The sequence below is a fragment of the Solwaraspora sp. WMMA2065 genome (genome assembly GCF_030345075.1).
In the GTDB taxonomy this organism is placed as follows: domain Bacteria; phylum Actinomycetota; class Actinomycetes; order Mycobacteriales; family Micromonosporaceae; genus Micromonospora_E.
Genome location: NZ_CP128361.1, coordinates 6087052 through 6106101 on the forward strand (window position 1 = coordinate 6087052; position 19050 = coordinate 6106101).

9 protein-coding genes and 1 pseudogene are annotated in these 19050 nt (G+C 69.9%); 9 read left to right on the top strand and 1 reads right to left on the bottom strand.

Features of this window, described 5'->3' with window-relative positions; all coding sequences use genetic code 11:
- Nucleotides 1-102: 102 nt before the first annotated feature.
- The 8 genes and pseudogenes from O7610_RS27755 to O7610_RS27790 all read left to right on the top strand — a co-directional run bounded on the left by O7610_RS27755 (nucleotide 103) and on the right by O7610_RS27790 (nucleotide 6131).
- Entirely contained in the window at nucleotides 103-1506 is a 1404-nt protein-coding gene (locus tag O7610_RS27755; protein ID WP_289212220.1) for an NAD(P)H-quinone dehydrogenase, read from the top strand.
- A gap of 334 nt (nucleotides 1507-1840) precedes the next feature.
- Nucleotides 1841-2971, top strand: coding sequence for a helix-turn-helix domain-containing protein (locus O7610_RS27760; RefSeq protein WP_289212221.1), 1131 nt, complete (start codon nucleotides 1841-1843; stop codon nucleotides 2969-2971).
- A gap of 603 nt (nucleotides 2972-3574) precedes the next feature.
- Nucleotides 3575-3865: a type II toxin-antitoxin system Phd/YefM family antitoxin gene (locus O7610_RS27765; protein ID WP_281553307.1), complete on the top strand. Its 291-nt coding sequence runs from the start codon at nucleotides 3575-3577 to the stop codon at nucleotides 3863-3865.
- Nucleotides 3862-4155, top strand: coding sequence for a type II toxin-antitoxin system RelE family toxin (locus O7610_RS27770; RefSeq protein WP_281553308.1), 294 nt, complete (start codon nucleotides 3862-3864; stop codon nucleotides 4153-4155). Before O7610_RS27765 ends, O7610_RS27770 begins: the two co-directional genes overlap by 4 nt.
- Before the next feature lie 173 nt (nucleotides 4156-4328).
- The gene (locus O7610_RS27775) at nucleotides 4329-4610 is read left to right on the top strand and encodes a hypothetical protein (RefSeq protein ID WP_289212222.1); all 282 of its coding nucleotides are present in this window, start codon (nucleotides 4329-4331) and stop codon (nucleotides 4608-4610) included.
- On the top strand, nucleotides 4532-5728 hold the full coding sequence (locus tag O7610_RS27780; RefSeq protein WP_289212223.1) for a circularly permuted type 2 ATP-grasp protein: 1197 nt from the start codon (nucleotides 4532-4534) through the stop codon (nucleotides 5726-5728). Before O7610_RS27775 ends, O7610_RS27780 begins: the two co-directional genes overlap by 79 nt.
- Nucleotides 5689-5832 (top strand): annotated as a pseudogene (locus tag O7610_RS27785) (alpha-E domain-containing protein); the annotation flags it as partial. The gene O7610_RS27780 and the pseudogene O7610_RS27785, both read left to right, overlap by 40 nt.
- Nucleotides 5833-5879: 47 nt before the next feature.
- Nucleotides 5880-6131: a transglutaminase family protein gene (locus tag O7610_RS27790; RefSeq protein WP_289212224.1), complete on the top strand. Its 252-nt coding sequence runs from the start codon at nucleotides 5880-5882 to the stop codon at nucleotides 6129-6131.
- A 53-nt stretch (nucleotides 6132-6184) separates the two neighbouring features.
- Here the strand turns inward: O7610_RS27790 and O7610_RS27795 are convergent, their stop codons facing one another.
- Nucleotides 6185-7621, bottom strand: a complete 1437-nt coding sequence (locus O7610_RS27795) for a GuaB1 family IMP dehydrogenase-related protein (protein ID WP_281553312.1) — start codon at nucleotides 7619-7621, stop codon at nucleotides 6185-6187.
- Nucleotides 7622-7952: 331 nt separating this feature from the next.
- On the opposite strand from O7610_RS27795, the gene O7610_RS27800 reads away from it, so the two are divergent.
- The gene (locus tag O7610_RS27800) at nucleotides 7953-19043 is read left to right on the top strand and encodes a LamG-like jellyroll fold domain-containing protein (RefSeq protein ID WP_289212225.1); all 11091 of its coding nucleotides are present in this window, start codon (nucleotides 7953-7955) and stop codon (nucleotides 19041-19043) included.
- Nucleotides 19044-19050 lie beyond the last annotated feature (7 nt).

Here is a 19050-nt window from a genome sequence, read left to right on the forward strand (position 1 = left end):
GGAGAATACGAGTGAGCGTGTCGCGTGTCGGGCAACCGGTCGGCGGCCGTAGCCAGCCGGGTGTTTCGTCAGCATAAGTTCAAGTTTGGGGAGAGAGTCGTTTTGAAGCGGATAGTGATAATCGGCGGTGGCCCGGCCGGCTACGAGGCGGCGTTGGTCGCGGCACAGCTGCGGGCCGACGTCACGGTGGTCGAGGCGGACGGGGCCGGTGGCGCCTGCGTGCTGTCCGACTGCGTCCCGTCCAAGACCTTCATCGCAAGCTCAGAGGTGGTCACCGGGTACCGGGACACCGAGGAGTTCGGCATCGACTCCGATGGGCTGGAGGCGGTCACCGTCGACGCGACCGCAGTGCACGCCCGGGTGAAGCGGCTCGCGCTGGCCCAGTCGGCCGACGTGCACAGCAAACTCGTCAAAGCTGGTGTGACATTCGTCGCCGGCACCGCCCGGCTCGGTGAGGACACGCTCGGTCACACCCACCGGGTGCTCGTCAGGCCCGACTACGGTGACGCTGAGTACCCGATCGAGGCGTCGACCGTACTGGTCGCCACCGGCGCCACGCCCCGGCAGCTGCCCACCGCCGTGCCCGACGGCGAACGCATCCTGACCTGGCGGCAGGTGTACGACCTGCCGGCGCTGCCGGAGCACCTGGTGGTGGTCGGCTCCGGCGTGACCGGTGCCGAATTCGCCAGCGCGTACCTGGCGATGGGGGTGCCGGTGACCCTCGTCTCCAGCCGGGACCGGGTGATGCCGCACGAGGACGCCGACGCGGCGATGGCGATCGAGCAGGTGTTCCGGACCCGGGGCATGACGATTCTGAACAACTCGCGCGCCGACGCGGTCACCCGGGTCGGAGACGGGGTCGAGGTACGGCTCAGCGACGGCCGTACGGTGACCGCCTCGCACGCGCTGATCGCGGTCGGCTCGGTGCCGAACACGGCGGACCTGGGGCTCGCCGAGTACGGGGTGACGGTCGCGGACAGCGGGCATGTGCCGGTGGACCGGGTGTCGCGTACCAACGTGCCGGGCATCTACGCCGCCGGCGACTGCACCGGGGTACTGCCGCTGGCCAGCGTCGCGGCGATGCAGGGCCGGATCGCGATGTGGCACGCGCTGGGCGAGGCGGTGGTGCCGCTGCGGCTGCGTACCGTCGCGGCGAACGTCTTCACCGATCCGGAGTTGGCCACCGTCGGAGTGTCCCAGGATGAGGTGGACGACGGGCGGGTGCAGGCCCGGCAGGTGATGCTGCCGCTGGCCGGCAACGCCCGGGCGAAGATGGCCGACCTGCGGGACGGCTTTGTCAAGCTGTTCTGCCGCCCGGCCAGCGGGCAGATCATCGGCGGGGTGGTGGTGGCCCCCAAGGCCAGCGAGCTGATCATGCCGATCACCGTCGCGGTGGAGAACCATATGACGGTGAGCCAGTTGGCGCACACAATCACAATTTATCCTTCGTTGTCCGGATCAGTCGCCGAAGCCGCACGTCAGCTCATGTGGCATGACGAAGAGTGATTGACTAGGAACTTTCGGGGGCGGCGCGGATCGGCCAGGAAGGCGTACGGTTGACACGGCAACATCTGCTACCCCCGGATCCCCCGTTCCCGGTGGTCGCGGACGACGCCCGGGCTGCCGGCAGGTCCCGTGCCGGCAGCCCGCCTCCGCCTCGCGGTGCTGGTCGAACTGGCGAGGGCGAGCCCGCGTCGCGTGGCGATACGCCGGGGGGGCCGATGTGCAGGCCGACCCCTGCCGAGCAGCATAGCCGTGGTGGCCGGTCCGGCGTACCGTCGCGATGAGGGCGCTGGCCGGTGCAGTGGCCAGCCGTCAACATCCGTGTGGGAGGGACTCTGTGCGCGTCGTCGACCCGCGTCTACCCGCGACACTGCGGGCGCTACGGGAGCAGGCAGGCCTGTCACTACGTGACCTCGCCCGGATCGTCTACTCCAGCCGGTCACATTTGCACGACATCGAGCAGAGCCGCCGAAAGCCACCGCCCGAGCTGCTTGCGCGTCTCGACGACGCGCTCAAGGCCGGAGGGCGGCTCACCGCGATGATCCACACACCGGCCACGGTGCTCGACGGCGACCAGGTCGCCCGGCTGCACCACGCGAGCCGCACCAACCAGATCAGCGCAGGCGGAACTGCGGCACTCGCCGATCTGCTCGCGGCCCAGCGGCGACTGGACGACGCGGTCGGCTCGGGCTCGGTGCTCCCGGCGGCCGCGATGCAGCTCGACGTCATCACGGGCCTCGTCCGCGACGCCGCCGACGCGAACCGGCGCGCCCTGGTCGACGTCGCGGGGCAGTGGGCGCAGTTCGTTGGCTGGTTGTACGCAGCAGTGGGCGACGCCGCCGGAGCTGAGCGGACGTGGGCTGCCGGGCTCGCGTGGACCGCCGAGACCGGAGACACCGACCTCGCCGCCACGATCCTGAGCTTCCGTGGCTACGCCGCCGAGCATCAGGGCCAGGTTGGCGCGATGATCTCGCTGTCGCAGGCCGCGCAGCGCCAGCCGGGTGTCCACCCTGGCCAGCTGGCGTACAGTGCCGGTCAGGAGGCGCGCGGTATGGCCTCCTGCGGGCATCGGCCCAGCGCAGTGCTCGGCGTCCTGGACCGGTCCGCCGAGCACGCTACCCGGCAGTTCGAGCGTCCGGTGCCGCCCTGGAACTACTTTCATACCGGCGCGTTCTTCCTGGTACAGAAGGGCGTCGTCCTCCTGCACCTCGCCGACGCCGGCCATCCGGGCTACGCCGAGAAGGCCGTCGAACTGCTTGCCACCGGCCTCGCGCCGGACCGGCGGCGGCCCGGTTGGTCCGGCGCACACCTGTGTGACCTCGGCGATGCCCACGCACACATCGGCGACCGTCGAGCGGCGGAGCAGGCGTACACCGAGGCTGCCTCGGTAGCGGCCACCACAGGGGACGACCGCCTCGCCGCCAGGGCGTCCGCAGGTGTCCGCGCTCTGTCCGCACCGTCCGCGTAACGGTGCGATCGGTAGACCGCCACGCGTCGTGGCCGGCACTCTACGTGCGGGTCGTGTAGCTGCGCTGGAGCGCCGCAGGGCGTGCGGCCCGTACGGCCCGGTCCTGCTCGGTACCCCGCGAATGCCCTCGCGTGGGATCCGCGGGGCCGGGCCCCAGATCGGCGGCGGTCTGGCCGGGTTCCCCCGTGCCCACCGGGCCGACCGGCGGGGCGGCAACGGCGGCCGGTACTACCTGTCGTGACCGGCGGGGTGGGGCGGTGACCGCGATGGACGACGGGCCGGTCACCGACCGGGACCTCGACGAAGCGGCGGCCGGCGCGGTGCAAGCGCATGACGCTGGCCGCCGCCGAGTACCGCCGCATCCGACGGTCGATCTGAGCCGCAGCGCACGATCTGATCGACTGCGACGGGGCTGCCGGACCTTTCGGTGCCGCCAGACCCATGGTGTTTTTATGCCTGATGCCACAGGTGCATCAAGATGCACCTGTGGCATCAGGCTCGGTCGGACAACTCGACCCAGCGAGGTGACGCTGCGTAGTTCGTCGCCCCCTGGAGAGGTCGGAAACTGTACAGAATTCGCGCCAGTTCTGCTAGGCTGACGACATGGCGATCATGCCGTTCACTGATGCCCGCAACAGGCTGTCGGAGCTGATCGAGGAAGTCGAACGTACCCACGAGCGCATCGAGATTACGCGCCATGGACGCCCGGTCGCGGTTCTCATCTCTCCGGACGATCTCGCCGCGCTGGAGGAGACTCTGGACGTACTTTCCAGCCCGGAGGCCATGCGCCAGCTCGCCGAGTCCCGGGCGGCCATCGCGGCCGGTGACGTACTGGATGCCAGCCAGGTGGCCGCGCTGATGGCCAGCCGGGCTCCGTCATCTCGTGACCAGTGAGTCAGCCCTCGGACCAGCGGCCCTATCAGATCCGTATCGCCGGACCGGCGGCCCGTGCCCTTGCCGGGCGGCTGCCGGAGAAGGTCGCGACAGCCGTCTACGAGTTCGTCACCACTGTGTTGATCAACAACCCACACCGGCTCGGTGAACCGCTGATGCTCCCGCCCTACGAAGGGACCTGGTCGGCCCGACGCGGCGCCTACCGGGTCCTCTACGAGATCGATGATGAGCGGTACGTGGTCACGGTCACCGCCGTCGAGCATCGTGGCGATGCCTACCGGTCGCGCTGACCGGCGCGACGGACACGTCCGGTCGCGTTACTCGTACGCAACGAGCAACGCGTACCGTGCGGGAACCGTGAAGATGCAGGCGGCCGCGCTCCGTGGTGTGATGCAGGCAGGTGTGATAACCATCGGGGACAGGGAGCAGACCGCAGTCGTCGGATGAAGGGCGGGGCTGGCCGATGGCCGATCTGTTCGAGGACTACCACCTCGGCCCCGGCTGGGACGAGATGTTCGGCGAGCCGGGCATGCCGCGACAGACCTACGAGGCCCTGCACGCCACTCTGCAGCCCCCGTCCAGCGCCGAGCTGGAGGTACGCGCCGACGTCCTCGCCCGGGCCTTTCTCGACCAGGGCATCACCTTCGCGCTCAGCGGGTACGCGCGTTGGAGGCGTTCCTCGCCGACATCCACGGTCCGGCCCGGGTGCTTGCCGACGGCGTGGTACCCCGCCGGCTGGTGGTGACCAGCGCCCACTTCCACCGCGAGGCGGCCGGCATCATGCCGCACAACGGGGTGCGCATCCATGTCGCCGGAGTCGACCTGATCCGCGACGAGCAGGGCACCTTCCGGGTCTTGGAGGACAACGTACGGGTGCCGTCCGGGGTCAGTTACGTGATGGAGAACCGGCGGGCGATGGCCCACGTACTGCCGGAGGTCTTCGCCTCGACCCGGATCCAGCCGGTGGAGTCCTATCCGGCGCAACTGCTGCGGGCGCTGCGGGCCGCCGCGCCGGCGGGCGTCGTCGACCCGACGGTGGTGGTGCTCACCCCCGGGGTGCACAACTCGGCCTACTTCGAGCACGCGCTGCTGGCCCGGGAGATGGGCGTCGAGCTGGTCGAAGGGCGCGACCTGGTCTGCGTCGGCAACGAGGTGGCGATGCGCACCACCGGCGGTAAGCAGCGGGTCGATGTGATCTACCGGCGGATCGACGACGACTTCCTCGACCCGGTGCACTTCCGGGCCGACTCGGTGCTCGGCGTCGCCGGGCTGCTCAACGCGGCCCGTGCCGGCCGGGTCACCATCGCCAACGCGGTCGGCAACGGTGTCGCCGACGACAAGCTGCTCTACACGTACGTGCCGGAGCTGATCCGCTACTACCTGGCCGAGGAACCGATCCTGCCGAACGTCGAGACGTACCGCCTCGACGACGGCCCGGACGTGCTCGACCACGTCCTCGACCGGCTCGATCAGCTGGTGCTCAAGCCGGTCGACGGCTCCGGCGGCGCCGGCATCGTGATCGGTTCCCAGGCCAGTGACGAGCAGCTGGCTCAGGTCCGGGAGCGGATCCTGATCGACCCCCGTGGCTGGATCGCCCAGCGCGAGGTGGCCCTGTCGATGGTGCCGACGCTGATCGGCAACCGGCTGCGGGCCCGGCACGTCGACCTGCGCCCGTTCGCGGTCAACGACGGCGACCGGGTCTGGGTACTGCCCGGCGGCCTGACCCGGGTGGCGTGGTGGTCAACTCCAGCCAGGGCGGTGGATCCAAGGACACCTCACGCACCCTCGACGTACACCTGCACCGGATCATCTCTGATCCGTGGGTGGCCGAGGAGACCGCCTGCCGGTCGCTGCTCGGCGTGATGGGCGTCGACGTCGACGACCAGCCGGTGTCATCGGCGCGGCTCGTCGGGCTGCTCGGCCTCGACGGACGCAGCGCCAGTTCGGTCGTCGGGTCACTGGCCGCCGCCCGGGAGAACGCCCGTGGCGCCCGGGAGACGATCTCGTCGGAGATGTGGGAGTGCTCTCCACGGTGGAGACCCTGCCGCCGGGGGACCTGCTCGACGGGCAGAGCCACGCCTGGGTGGAGTGGTGGGCCGGCCGGTGGACGGCGTTCGACCCGACCAACGGGATCCCGGTCGGCGAACGGCACGTGGCGGTCGGCCGGGGCCGGGAGTACGGCGACGTGCCACCACTCAAAGGGGTGTACGCCGGCCCGGCGAACACCGGCCAGGGCGTCGAGGTGGCGATCACCCGGCTGCGCTGAACCGCGACCTCGCGCACCGACCGACTGGACTTCGCGCACCGACCGGGCTTCGCTCACCAGCTGCCGGCCACCGGCAAGCCTTCGGTGTAGCCGGCGGTGCTCTGCAACCCGACGACCGCCCGGTCGTGGAACTCGGCCAGGGTCGCGGCCCCGACGTAGGTGCAGGCACTGCGTACCCCGGCGACGATCTCGTCGATCAGGTCCTCGACGCCGGGTCGGGCCGGGTCGAGGAACATCCGCGCCGACGAGATCCCTTCTTCGAAGACCGCCTTGCGGGCCCGCTCGAACGGGCTGTCGTCGGCGGTGCGGGCGCTGACCGCCCGGGCGGACGCCATGCCGAAGCTTTCCTTGTAGCGTCGGCCGTCCGGGTCGGTGTAGATGTCGCCGGGCGACTCGTAGGTGCCGGCGAACCAGGACCCGATCATCACGTTGGCCGCTCCGGCGGCTAGGGCGAGCGCCACGTCGCGGGGGTGGCGCACCCCGCCGTCGGCCCAGACGTGCCGCCCGCGTCGGCGGGCCGCCGACGCGCATTCCAGCACGGCGGAAAATTGCGGACGGCCGACCCCGGTCATCATCCGGGTGGTGCACATCGCGCCCGGCCCGACACCGACCTTGACGATGTCGGCACCGGCGTCGATCAGGTCGTCGACCCCGGTGGCGGTGACCACGTTGCCGGCCACCACCGGCACTGTCGGGTCCAGTTTGCGCACCGCGCGGACCGCGGCCAGCATCCGTTCCTGATGGCCGTGCGCGGTGTCCACCACGATGGTGTCCACCCCGGCGGAGAGCAGCGCGGTGGCCTTGCCGGTGACGTCGCCGTTGATGCCCACGGCGGCGGCCACCCGCAACCGGCCGGCGGCGTCGACTGCCGGCCGGTACAGGGTGGCGCGCAGCGCGCCGGCCCGGGTCAGCACCCCGACCAGCCGGCCGGCGTCGTCGACCACCGGCGCGGCCCGCCGTCGGCCCTGCGCCATCAGGTCGAATCCGGTACGCGGGTCGGTGGTCTCCGGCACGGTCAGCGGCTCGCGGGACATCACGTCCCGCAGTTGGGCGAAGCGGTCGACGCCGGCGCAGTCGGACTCGGTGACGATGCCGACCGGACGCCCGGCCTCGACCACGATCACCGCGCCGTGGGACCGCTTGGGCAGCAGATGGATCGCGTCGCCGACGGTGTCGGTGGGAGCCAGGGTCAACGCCGTGTCGTGCACCAGGTGCCGCCGCTTGACCCAGGCGACCACCTCGGCGATCACCTCGATCGGGATGTCCTGCGGGATCACCGCCAGGCCGCCCCGCCGGGCGACGGTCTCGGCCATCCGCCGGCCGGCCACCGCGGTCATGTTGGCGGCGACGATCGGGACGGTGGTGCCGGTGCCGTCCGTGGTGGCCAGGTCGACATCGAGGCGGGACGCCACGTCGGAACGGTTGGGCACCAGGAAGACGTCGTTGTAGGTGAGCTCGTGCCCGCCGGGCACGTCGGAAGTGAACCGCACCCGGCCATCATGCCCTCCCGGGCATCCCGGCGCGGCGGTTCCGGAGCCGATCGCGAGCGCAGCAGGTCCAGGTCATGCCCTGGCGATCAAGAGCCGGAGACGTTTCCTCAGAACTTCTGAAAGCGAACCCCCAGGCGATCCTCAGCATTCCCTCAAGTTCCGGCATCGTCCTCCGTAGATGATTCCTGACGGTCGACCGCTGTGCGACCGAATGTATCGAGGTGGGAAGAGGTAGCCGCTGATGTCTGCGAGTCGTGCTGTTCACCGTCGGCGTCGCTTGAGGACAGCGGGGACGTTCGTTCGGTGGCGGCGGTGGGCCGGTGGGGTCGCTGTGGTGGTCGCGGCGCTGGTGGGGTTGTCGTCGTCGGTGCCGCCGGGTGCGGTGCCGGCGGACGGTGAGTTCCCGGTGGGGTGGTTGTCGTCGTGGTTCACCGGTCGGTCGGGGTGGTTGCCGTGGGGTGGGCCGGCGGTGGAGTTGCCGGCGGCGCGGGTCGGTGACGGTGCGGGTGCGGGTGGGTACGTGGGGTCGGCGGCGACGCGGGCGTCGGGTGGGGCGGGTTCGGCGCAGCGGTTGGTGAACGGTCTGTCGGGGTACGCCGGGGAGCCGGTGGTGGGCGAGTCGGTGACGCCGGTGACGGTGGGCCGGTTCGATCCGCAGACGAGTGTGCGGGACGCGGTGGCGTCGGGGCCGAATGCCGATGTGTACGCCAACACGGATGGTTCGACGACGGCGGAGTTGAGTACGGGGCAGGTCAACTACGAGGCGGCGGATGGTTCGTGGCGGCCGGTGGACTCGACGTTGGTGCGTCGGGGTGACCGGTGGGTGGTGCGGGAGAACTCGCTGGGGGTGTCGCTGGCGGGCGCTGCTGCCGGTGAGTCGTTGGTGGAGTTGTCGCTGCCCGATGATGGGTCGGTGGGCTGGGGTCTGGCTGGTGCGGCGGCGGTGGTGCCGGCGGTCGACGGCAGGACGGCCACGTACCCGGAGGTGTTCGCGGACACCGACCTGGAGGTGGTGGCGCGGCCGGACGGGGTGCAGCAGGGGCTGGTGCTGGCGTCGCGCGAGGCCGGGTCGGAGTGGGTGTTTCCGCTGACGCTGGACGGGGTGTCGGTCCGGGCCGGTGAGGGTGGGTCGGTCGAAGTGGTCGACGGCGCCGGTTCGGTGGTGGGGTCGATCCCGCCAGCGGTCATGCAGGATTCGTCGGTCGACCCGGAGACGGGGTTGCCGGCGCGGTCGGCGGCGGTCGCGATGGAGCTGATCGAGGTCGACGGTGCCCCGGCTCTGAAGCTGGTGGCCGACCGGGAGTGGTTGACGGATCCGGCGCGGGTGTTCCCGGCGCGGGCGGACGTGGGCGCGCTGATCTCGACGAGTGGGGACGTGTTCGTCGACACCGATCCGGACACCGGCCCGGCCGTGCAGAACGGTGACCGTCTCGCGATCGGCAACCGGGACGGCGTCCTGTCCCGGACGTTTCTCAAGTTCACCATCCCAGCGGAGTTTGCGAAGGCGGGCTGGTTCATCTCCTCGGCGAACCTGCGGCTGTACCTGAACTACCGGGCGAGGTGTGACGTCCAGCGGGTCAAGGTCGGGCTGGTCGAGGAGGAGTGGACGGTCGGGGATCTGCGGACCGCCGCCCATCCGGGCCCGAAGATCGATCTGGGACCGAACCACTACAGGTACTACACCGACAACGGGCGGGCGTGTGAGAACCCGAACGCGAATCCGTCCGTCGGCCAGTGGGTCGAGGTCGATGTCCGGGACCTGATCTCGGGCTGGGCGATCGGTCAGCCGAATCTTGGTCTGGCGCTGTTGGACGAGGAGGACTTGTCTGCGGCGGCGGCGGCCCTGTTCGCCTCGGCGAACTATGCCGGCGGTGACTACGCGCCGCGGTTGCAGCTGACCTTGTCGAACAATCTGCCGCCGCAGGTGGACCAGCGGGCACCGGCCCACGGTGCGGTGGTGTCGACGTTGACACCCCGGTTGTATGTGCGGGGTCGCGATTTCGACGAGTCCGGCACCGTGCGCTACAAGGTCTGGATCTACGACAACGCCGGGACCCTCATCCACGTCAACGAGGGCACCAAGTCGTACTACGACGTCCCGGTCGGGTTGTTGGAGACGAACAAGCAGTACTCGTGGGCGGTGCAGCCGTTCGACGGGGCTGTCTACGGCGCGCGCTATCCGAAGTACGTGTTCTACACGAGGATGCCGCAGCCGGCGTTGGGGTCGCGGTTGGTGCAGAACCCGGGGGTGGGCTATCACCCGGAGATCGGCAACTACACGTCGGCGGTGACGGACGCGCGGGTGACGGGGGTGGGGCCGGCGCTGGAGATCACCCGGTCGTACAACACTCTGGACACCCGGCGGTCGGGGGCGTTCGGGCAGGGCTGGTCGAGTCTGTTGGACGCGCGGGTGACCGAGCGGACCAACTCGGCGGGTGCGGTGCTGGGTGTGGTGGTGCGGTATCCGGACGGGTCGGAGGCGGTGTTCGGGCCGGGGTCGGACGGGTCGTTCGTGGCGCCGCCGGGGCGGTACGAGGTGTTGACCGCGGTGAAGTCCGGTTCGTCGGTGACCGGGTACCGGTTGACCGTCAAGCACGGGACGACGTACGTGTTCTTGCGCGCGGCCGGGGGTGGCGCGTTCAAGGTCACGTCGGTGACGGACGCCAACGACCAGACCTTGACGTTGACGTACAACGGCAGTGGGCTGGTGTCGAAGTTGACCAGCGCGTCGGGGCGGTCGTTGACGCTGACCTGGGCGGGCACCACCAGCCCGTCGGTCGGGTCGCATGTGACGAAGGTGACGACGGACGCGCCGACCGCCGGTGGCGGTGGGTACGTGTGGCAGTACACGTACGGCAGCTATGACCGCCTGACGAAGGTGTGTCCGCCGACGGCGTCGTGTACCACGTACACCTGGGATAACAGCGCCAACCAGGGGGCGAACGCGGTGCTGAATCATGCGCCGTCGTCGTTCTGGCGGTTGAACGAACCTTCCGGATCGACCCTGGCGGCCAGCAGCGTGCTGGACAACGGCGGCACCGACGTGGCGTTCTACGAGGGTACGACGCCGGGCCCGACACCGGGGGTGTGGCCGGGATCGACGTCGACGTCGACCGCCTTCAACGGCACGTCGTCGCGGGTGCGGCTGCCCAGCGGGCTGGTCAACGACAGCGCGTACCAGTCGGTCAGTCTGTGGTTCCGGACGGGGACGGCGTCCCGGGCGGGGGTGTTGTTCTCGTACCAGCATGATCCGATTTCGGACGGGACGACGTCGAGGAACTACACGCCGTCGATCTATGTCGGGTCGAGTGGGAAGTTGCACGCGAAGTTCTATGACGGCAACTCGACGACGATGCAGTCGTCCGGTCGGGTGGACGACGGGCAGTGGCATCACGTCGTGCTGGCCGGGGCCGGCTCGAGTCAGTCGCTGTATGTGGACGGGATCCGGCACGCGGGCCGCACCGGCCTGATCGAGATGTTCGACGTGGGTGGGTCGGCGCATGAGTACGTGGGTGCGGGGTTCGTCGGGGGGAACTGGCCGGACCAGCCGCATCATGGTTCGCCGAATTACCACGGGCATGCGAACTTCTTCGACGGGCATATCGCCGATGTGGCGTTCTTCGACCGGACGCTGACCTCGGCCGAGGTCACTGAGATCAACGCGACGGCGCGGGGTCAGAGCCGGCAGTTGTCGAAGGTGACCAGCCAGGAAGGTCGGGTACTGGCGTCGCTGTCGATGGATTCGGTGACCGGGAAGCTGGCATCGGTGACCGACAGCAACGGTGGGACCTGGGCGTTGGGGACGCCGCGGGTGGCGGGGACGAGCGGGGTGTACGCGGCGGCGGTGCTGGGGTCCGCGCCGACGGACTACTGGCGGTTGCGGGACGCGGCCGGTGTTCAAGCGGTCAACGAGACCTGGCAGACCACAGCGACGTTCAGTTCGGTGACGTTGGGAGCGGCGGGTCCGTTCGCGGACGGCACGGCGGTGTCGTTCGACGGGTCATCGTCGCTGGTGTCGGTGCCGGGGGAGCGGCTGGCGCCGGCCGGGACGCGGTCCCAGGAGCTGTGGTTCAGGACCACTGGTACCGGCGATGTGCTGGCGGGGGCGCAGGACGCGGCGGTGGACGGGACGCTGTCGGTGGGGTCGCCGGTGTTGTGGATCGACTCCGACGGCCGGTTGCGGGGGTTGTCGGCGTCGGTGGATCCGACCGGGCCGTTGACGTCGGGGCTCGCCGGCAAGTGCGCCGAGTTGGCGGCCGACGGCACGAAGGTGCAACTGAGCACCTGCGACGGTGCGAACGCGCAGAGCTGGCGCTACGTCGGCAGCAGTCGGCAGCTGCGTCGGGGTGACAAGTGTCTGGGCCTGGCAGGTCAGGCGACCGGCAACGGCACCCCGGTCCAGGCGCAGACCTGTTCGAGCAGCGCGAACCAGAAGTGGGGAACGTCCGGGAACGGTTGGCGCAACTCGGGGGCGGGCCGGTGCCTGGAGGTGCCCGGCTCGTCGGCCACGGACGGTACCCAGTTGGCGATCCGCAACTGCAACGACCAGGCCAATCAGTGGTGGGCGTTGGCGTTGGTGTCGGCGGCGCCGGTCAACGACGGCAAGTGGCACCACGCGGTGCTGACCAAGACCGCCGCCGGCGACGACACCGTCCAGGCGTTGTACCTGGACGGGGTGCGGGTGCAGTCCAGCACCGGCGCCCTGGCCGGCGGGGTCGAGAGGCTCAGCCACGGGTATCTGGGTGCGGGGTACACGGGCAACGGTTGGTCGGGGCTGCCCTCGGACTCGACGGCGTACTACGAGGGTTCGTTGGCGGAGGTCGCGCTCTACGACCGGACGTTGAGCGCGGACGAGGTGGCGTCGCACTACCAGTCGGTGGGTCGGGCGGTGCCGTTGGTGGTGACCGCGGCTGGTGACGGAGCTGCCGAAGCCCGGTTGTCGGAGACGGCGGCGGGTGGGTTGCCGGTTGAGGTGTTGCCGCCGGGTGCGGTGCAGGTCGACGAGGCGGCGGAGCACGTGCAGACGACGACGGTCTCGAACCCGGTGAAGATCGTGTCGGTGACCGACCCGGGCGGCAACGAGGTGTCGTACTCGTACGACCTGGTGTCGGGGCGGAAGGTGTCGCAGATCGACGCGTTGGGTCAGACGACGTTGTACGGCTATGACACGGGTGGGTTCACGAGTCTGGTGTACGACCCGAACGGGATCGTCACCCGGTCGGTGCAGGACGAGCGCGGCAACACCATCCAGGAGGTGACCTGCCAGGACCAGGCCGCCGACAAGTGCTCCAGCAGCTACTACACCTACACCTTGTACAGCAGCGACCCGACGCACCCGAAGAGCGACCGGCTGACCCACGTGCGGGGGCCGGGCTCGCAGAGCGCCCAGGACGATACCTACCTGACGACGTACATATATGACAACTCCGGCAACCTGCGCAGTGTGACGGACCCGCTCGGCCGGGAGACGGAGATCGAATACACCGACGGAACGGATGTGCCTGCGGTCGACGGCGGGTACGCCCCGGCCGGTCTGCCGTGGAATGTGTTGGATCCGTCGAAGGGGTGGATGGCAGTCACGTACACCTCGGCGGGTGACGTGGCGACGGTGTCGGACGCGGCGGGGGCGGAGACGACGTTCACGTACGACCGGTTGGGTCGGACGTTGACGGAGACGGTGGTGACGTCGTCGTACCCGCAGGGGCGGACGACGTCGTACACGTACGACTCGGTGGGTCGGGTGGTCACGCGGACGGGTCCGGCGGTGACGGACCGGGTGTCGGGTGCGGTGCATCGGGCGGTGACGCGTTACTCGTACAGCGTGGACGGGTTCCTGGTGGAGGAGCAGGTCAGCGACGCGTCGGGTGGGGATGTGGCCCGGGTCAGTACCTGGTCGTACGACGGGCATGGTCGTCGGTCGGCGTCGGTGGACGCCGAGGGCGCGGTGACCGGCTACGGCTATGACGTGTACGGGCACCTGGTGGAGCAGACCGATCCGGACGGGGTGGTGAACGCCTACGAGGTGGACGTCAACGGCAATGTGTTGTCGCGGACGGTGAAGGGGTTCACCGGGGATCCGAATGATCCGACGGATCCGGTGGATCTGGTGGTGGAGTCGAACGTGTACGACCCGGCGGGTCGGTTGGCGTCGACCACGGACGCGATGGGCTATGTGACGCGGTACACGTACACCGATGACGGGCGGACCGCGACGGTGACCCGCTCCGACGGGGACAGTTCGTTCCTGCTGGAGGGCAACGGTTACGACGAGGCGGGGAACCTGGTCGAGCAGGTCACCGGCAACGGTGCCACGGTGACGGCGTACGAGTTCGACGCGGCGGGCCGGCAGGTGCGCAGCGTGCTGGATCCGGGCGGCCTGGAGCGGGTGACCGAGGTGACGCTGTCGCCGGCCGACCGGGTGTTGTCGCGGGTGGACCGGGGCGCTGCCGGGGAGGCGTTGTCGGTCGTCGATTATGCGTATGACGTGGTGGGCCGGCCGGTGTCGCAGACGGGCTACCTGTCGGCGGACCGGATGGTGACGCCGGTGGCGCGGTGGCGGTTGGACGAGGCGGGTGGGACGACGGCGGTCGACTCGGCGGGGAACAGTCCGGGTACGGCCACGGACGTGGTCTGGGCGTCGGATGCCGAGCGGGGTCGGGTCGCGTCGTTCGATGGTTCGTCGTCGTTGATCACGACCGATGCGCCGGTGGTGGACACCACCCGGCCGTACACGGTCGCCGTCTGGGTGCGGTTGGACGACCTGCGAGCGCCCGGCTCGGTGCTGGCGATGCCCGGCCGCGCCCGGACGAGCGTGTCCGGGTGGGGCGCACCGGCGTTCGCGCTCAACTACGACCACACCGACGACGCATGGCGGGCGCTGACGAACGAGCAACTCGTGTTCAAAGGCGGCGGCGTACTACAACGCCGCCGCACCTTCGGGCAGGGCTCGACACAGGCGGGCAAGTGGCAGCACCTGGCGGTGGGCGTGGACCCGCAGGCCGGCCGGTGGATTGTGTTCCTCGACGGCGAGAAGGTCGACGACTTCACCGGCAGCAGCTTCCACAGCGTGGCGGCTGGCGGGGTGCGGATCGGCTCGGGCCTCGAGGGGGCGATCTCTGATCTGCAGGTGTACCAGGGGGTGCCGGACGACGCCGGCTGGGTTGCCGGGGTGATGGCGGGCACGGTGCCGGTGGCGGACGCGGGGGTGTCGCGGACCAGTTATGTGGTTGATGAGGCGGGTCTGGCGACGTCGGTGGTGGATCCGTTGGGTCAGGCGACGTTCGTGGAGTACGACGAGGCGGACCGTCCGGTGGTGACGACGGGTCCGCAGGTGCAGGCGGAGTCGGGTGAGTTGGACGGTCCGGTGGTGACGGCCCGGCCGGTGGAGCGGGTTGGTTACAACACGTTCGGTGAGGTGGTTGCGGAGTCGGATCCGAACGGTGCGGTGACGACGTTCGGGGTGGATCGGGTGGGTCGGCCGGTGGAGGTCCGGTTGCCGGCGTACACGCCGCCGGATGGGTCGTCGTCGGTGACGCCGGTGGCGTCGGCGGTGTACGACAGCCTGGGTCAGGTGGTGTCGCAGACGGATCCGCTGGGCCGGGTCACGGAGTTCGACTATGACCAGTTGGGTCGGGTGGTGCGGCAGGTGGCGCCGGATGACGGCACGACGACGGCGCGCTACGACCTGATGGGCAACCTGTTGGCGACGACGGATCCGACGGGTGCGGTGGCCGGTAGTGGTTACGACTTCCTGGGTCGGGTCACGAGTGTGAGTGAGGCGGTGCGGCAGACCGGTCAGGTGCACACCAGCACGGTGGGCTATGACGCGGCGGGTCGGTTGTCGTCGGTGCGGTCGCCGGCGGGGGTGACGGTCGGGTACGGGTACAACGCGGCCGGTGAGGTGACGGGTGTGGTCGACGGCGCGGGGCAGACCCGCGGTGTCGTCTACGACGGGCTGGGTCGGCCGGTGAAGGAAATCAATCCGGACGGTACGTACACGACGACGGGTTACGACATGTTGTCGCGGCCGGTGTCGGCGGCGGCGCACCGGGCGTCCGGTGGGGCGGCGTTGGCGACGGCGGCCTGGTCGTATGACCTGGCGGGGAATGTGGTGTCGGCGACGGACGCGCGGGGCACCGTGACCCGGTTCGGCTACGACGCGACGGGCCTGCTGCGGACGCAGCGGGAGCCGGTGGACGGTGACACGGTCATCGAGTCGTCGTTCGGCTACGACCTGGCGGGGAATCCGACCCGGTTCACCGATGGGGAGGGGCGGGCGTTCCGGTCGACGTACAACATGTGGGGGTTGCCGCAGTCGCGGATCGAGCCGGCGACGGCGGCGTACCCAAGTGCGGCGGACCGGACGTTCACGACGGTGTACGACGTGGCCGGACAGCCGGTGTCGCAGCGGGCGCCGGGTGGGGTGGTGCGGACCCTGGTCTACGACGACGCCGGCCGGCTGGTCCGCCAGTCCGGCTCCGGTGCGGAGGCCACGACGAAGGACCGGACGTACGGCTACGACGCCGCGGGTCGGCTGGTGGAGTTCTCCGCGCCGGGGGGAACCAATCAGGTCGTGTACGACGACCGGGGGTTGCCGTTGTCGGTGACGGGTCCGTCGGGGGACGCGGCGTTCACCTATACGGGGGACGGGTTGATGGAGTCGCGCGACGACGCGGCGGGGTCGACGCAGTACGGGTATGACGGTGCGGGCCGCCTTGTGTCGGTGAATAACGCCGACATGGGCACCGCCATCGGCTACACGTACGACCAGATGTCGGCGGTGTCGTCGATGACGTTCGGGACGTCGGGGAACCGGCGGGTGTTCGCCTACGACGATCTGCACCGGTTGACCAGCGACCGGCTGGTGTCGTCGGGTGGGTCGACGATCGCGTCGATCACGTACGGCTGGGACGCCAACGGTAACGAGACCAGCAGGACCGTCACCCGTGGCTCGTCCACGACGGTCAACACCTACACCTACGACCTGGCGGACCGGTTGACGTCGTGGGATGACGGGAACACGACCGTCGGCTACCGCTACGACAGGGCGGGGAACCGGACCGGGGTCGGTGATGTCGACTACGTCTACGACGCCCGTAACCGGCTGATCTCGGACAGTACCGGTGTCGGCTACCAGTACACGGCGCGGGGCACCCGCAGCGCGGCCGGTGCGGCGACGACGGTGTCGGACGCGTTCGACCAGGCGGTCGAGCACACCCCGGCGGGTGGTAACGCGCGGGTGTTCGACTACGACGGGTTGGGTCGGGCGTTTCGGGACGGCTGGGAGTACACCGGTCTCGGTAACCACCTCGCCCGGGACAGTTCCAACGCGTTCTTCACCCGGGACCCGGGTGGTGGTGTGGTCGGGGCGCGGCACAACACCACGCGCCGGTTGGTGTGGACGGATCTGCACGGTGACGTGGTCGCCCAGATGAACCCGGCCGGGGCGACGGTGACCGGCAGCCGTACGTACTCACCGTTGGGTGAGGTGACCGCGGACAGCGGCATGCTCGGTGACCTCGGCTACCAGTCGGAGTGGACCGACGTGCGTAGCGGGCAGGTCAACATGCATGCCCGCTGGTACGACCCGGTGACGGCACAGTTCGGTGCCCGGGACAGCCTGACCGTCGGTCCGGTGCCGGACTCGGTCCGGGCCAACCGGTACCAGTACGGCGACGGGAACCCGTTGACGGTGGTCGACCCCACCGGCCACGTCGGAGAACCGTACGCGAGGTCGTGGGACGACTTCACCGACTGGGTCGGCGACCGGTACGAAGACATCGAGGACGCCTACCACGGCGCCGTAGACTGGTTCGGCGACCGGTTCGGAGACTTCACCGACTGGGTCGGCGACGGCCTGGGGGCGGCCACCAGGTGGACGCAGGAGCAGCTCGTCGAGGCGGGCAACGTCATCAGGCAGACGGTGGAGCAGAACTATCAGGATCTGATCAAGGCCGGTGAGGCGCTGATAGCCGCCGCCGAACAGGTGGGCCAGTGGGCCCGTACGGCCAGGGACTGGATCGTCGAACACAAGGCCGAGATCGTCGGCGCGATCGTCGGCATGGTCGTCGAGGCCGGCTGCCTGGTCGCGATCGGCTGGACCGGTGTCGGCGTGGTCGCCTGCGGCATGGTCGGCGGTATCACCGGTGCCCTGGTCACCGGCGGGATGCAGGGCAAGACCGGCATGGATCTGCTGCAGGACGCGGTGATCGGCGGTCTTGCCGGTGGTCTCGGTGCCGCCCTGCCGATGATGGGCCCGGTCGCCGGCAAGGCGTTGAGCAAGGCCGCGTCCAGCGGCATCAAGAAGGTCGCCGGCACGAGCCTCGGCAAGGCCGGCGCACGGGTCGGCGCGAAGGCCGCCGCCGGGGCCCGGTCGTTCAGCCGGGCGGTCAGCCGCAAGGCCGACGACGCGTCCCGGGCGGTGTCGCGCGGCACCAACCGGTCGACCCGGGAAGCCGCCGCCCGCGCCGACGACGCCGCCCGGGCTGGTGGCAGTCGGGCCGACGGGGCGGCCAGCTGTGTGCGGCACAGTTTCGCGCCGGACACCCGGGTACGGATGGCCGACGGCACCACCAGGCCGATCGGCGAGGTCGAGCTCGGTGACGAGGTGCTGGCCACCGACCCGGCCACCGGGCAGAGCACGACCCGGCCGGTGCGGCTGCTGCACCGTCACGCCGACCGGGAGTTGACCGATGTCACGGTCACCGACACCACGACCGGCGAGAGCACGGTCGTCGAGACGACCGCGCAGCATCCGTTCTGGAACGCCACCACCGACCGGTGGACCGACGCCGCCGACCTGCGCCCCGGTGACCGGTTGCGCAGCCCGGACGGCGAATCCACCCAGCGGGTCGCCGCGGTCCGGGTCTGGACCGGCCTGAAATGGATGAACGACCTCACCGTCGACGGCGACCACACCTACTACGTGGTGGCAGCCGATCGGCCGGTGCTGGTGCACAACTGCGGCGGTTACACGGACCTGTACCACGGGACCAGCCGGCAGGCGGCGGACAACATCCGGAACAACGGCGTGGACCCGAACTTCTCCACCCGCTCAAGAATGGACTTCGGCAAGGGCTTCTACACCACCCGTTCCCAGCAGCAGGCACAGAATTGGGCCAGCAATCCCCGATTCGGAGGCGACGGAGCAGTTCTCCACTTCAAGGTGCCCAACGCGAAACTCAACGCCATGCCCACGAAGACGTTCACCAGGAACAGCCCGGACCTGACCGACATCGTACGGCAGTACCGCACCGGTGCCGGAGGAAACCTGTCGAATAACTACAATGTGGTCGAGGGGCCCATGCTCATGAACGTCGACGGTTTCCTGAGGTCGGGGGCTCCGCCCCGCTGGTCCGGCAACCAGGTCGTCTTCTACGGCAGGGACGCCGGCCAGGTACTCGCCGACGCTTTGCAGCCATAGAAGAGGA

What these genes read in the sequence shown, in the direction of transcription:
- O7610_RS27765 (WP_281553307.1), top strand. Translation starts at nt 3,575, where the DNA reads ATGGCGATCATGCCGTTCACTGATGCCCGCAACAGGCTGTCGGAGCTG.
- O7610_RS27775 (WP_289212222.1), top strand. Translation starts at nt 4,329, where the DNA reads ATGGCCGATCTGTTCGAGGACTACCACCTCGGCCCCGGCTGGGACGAG.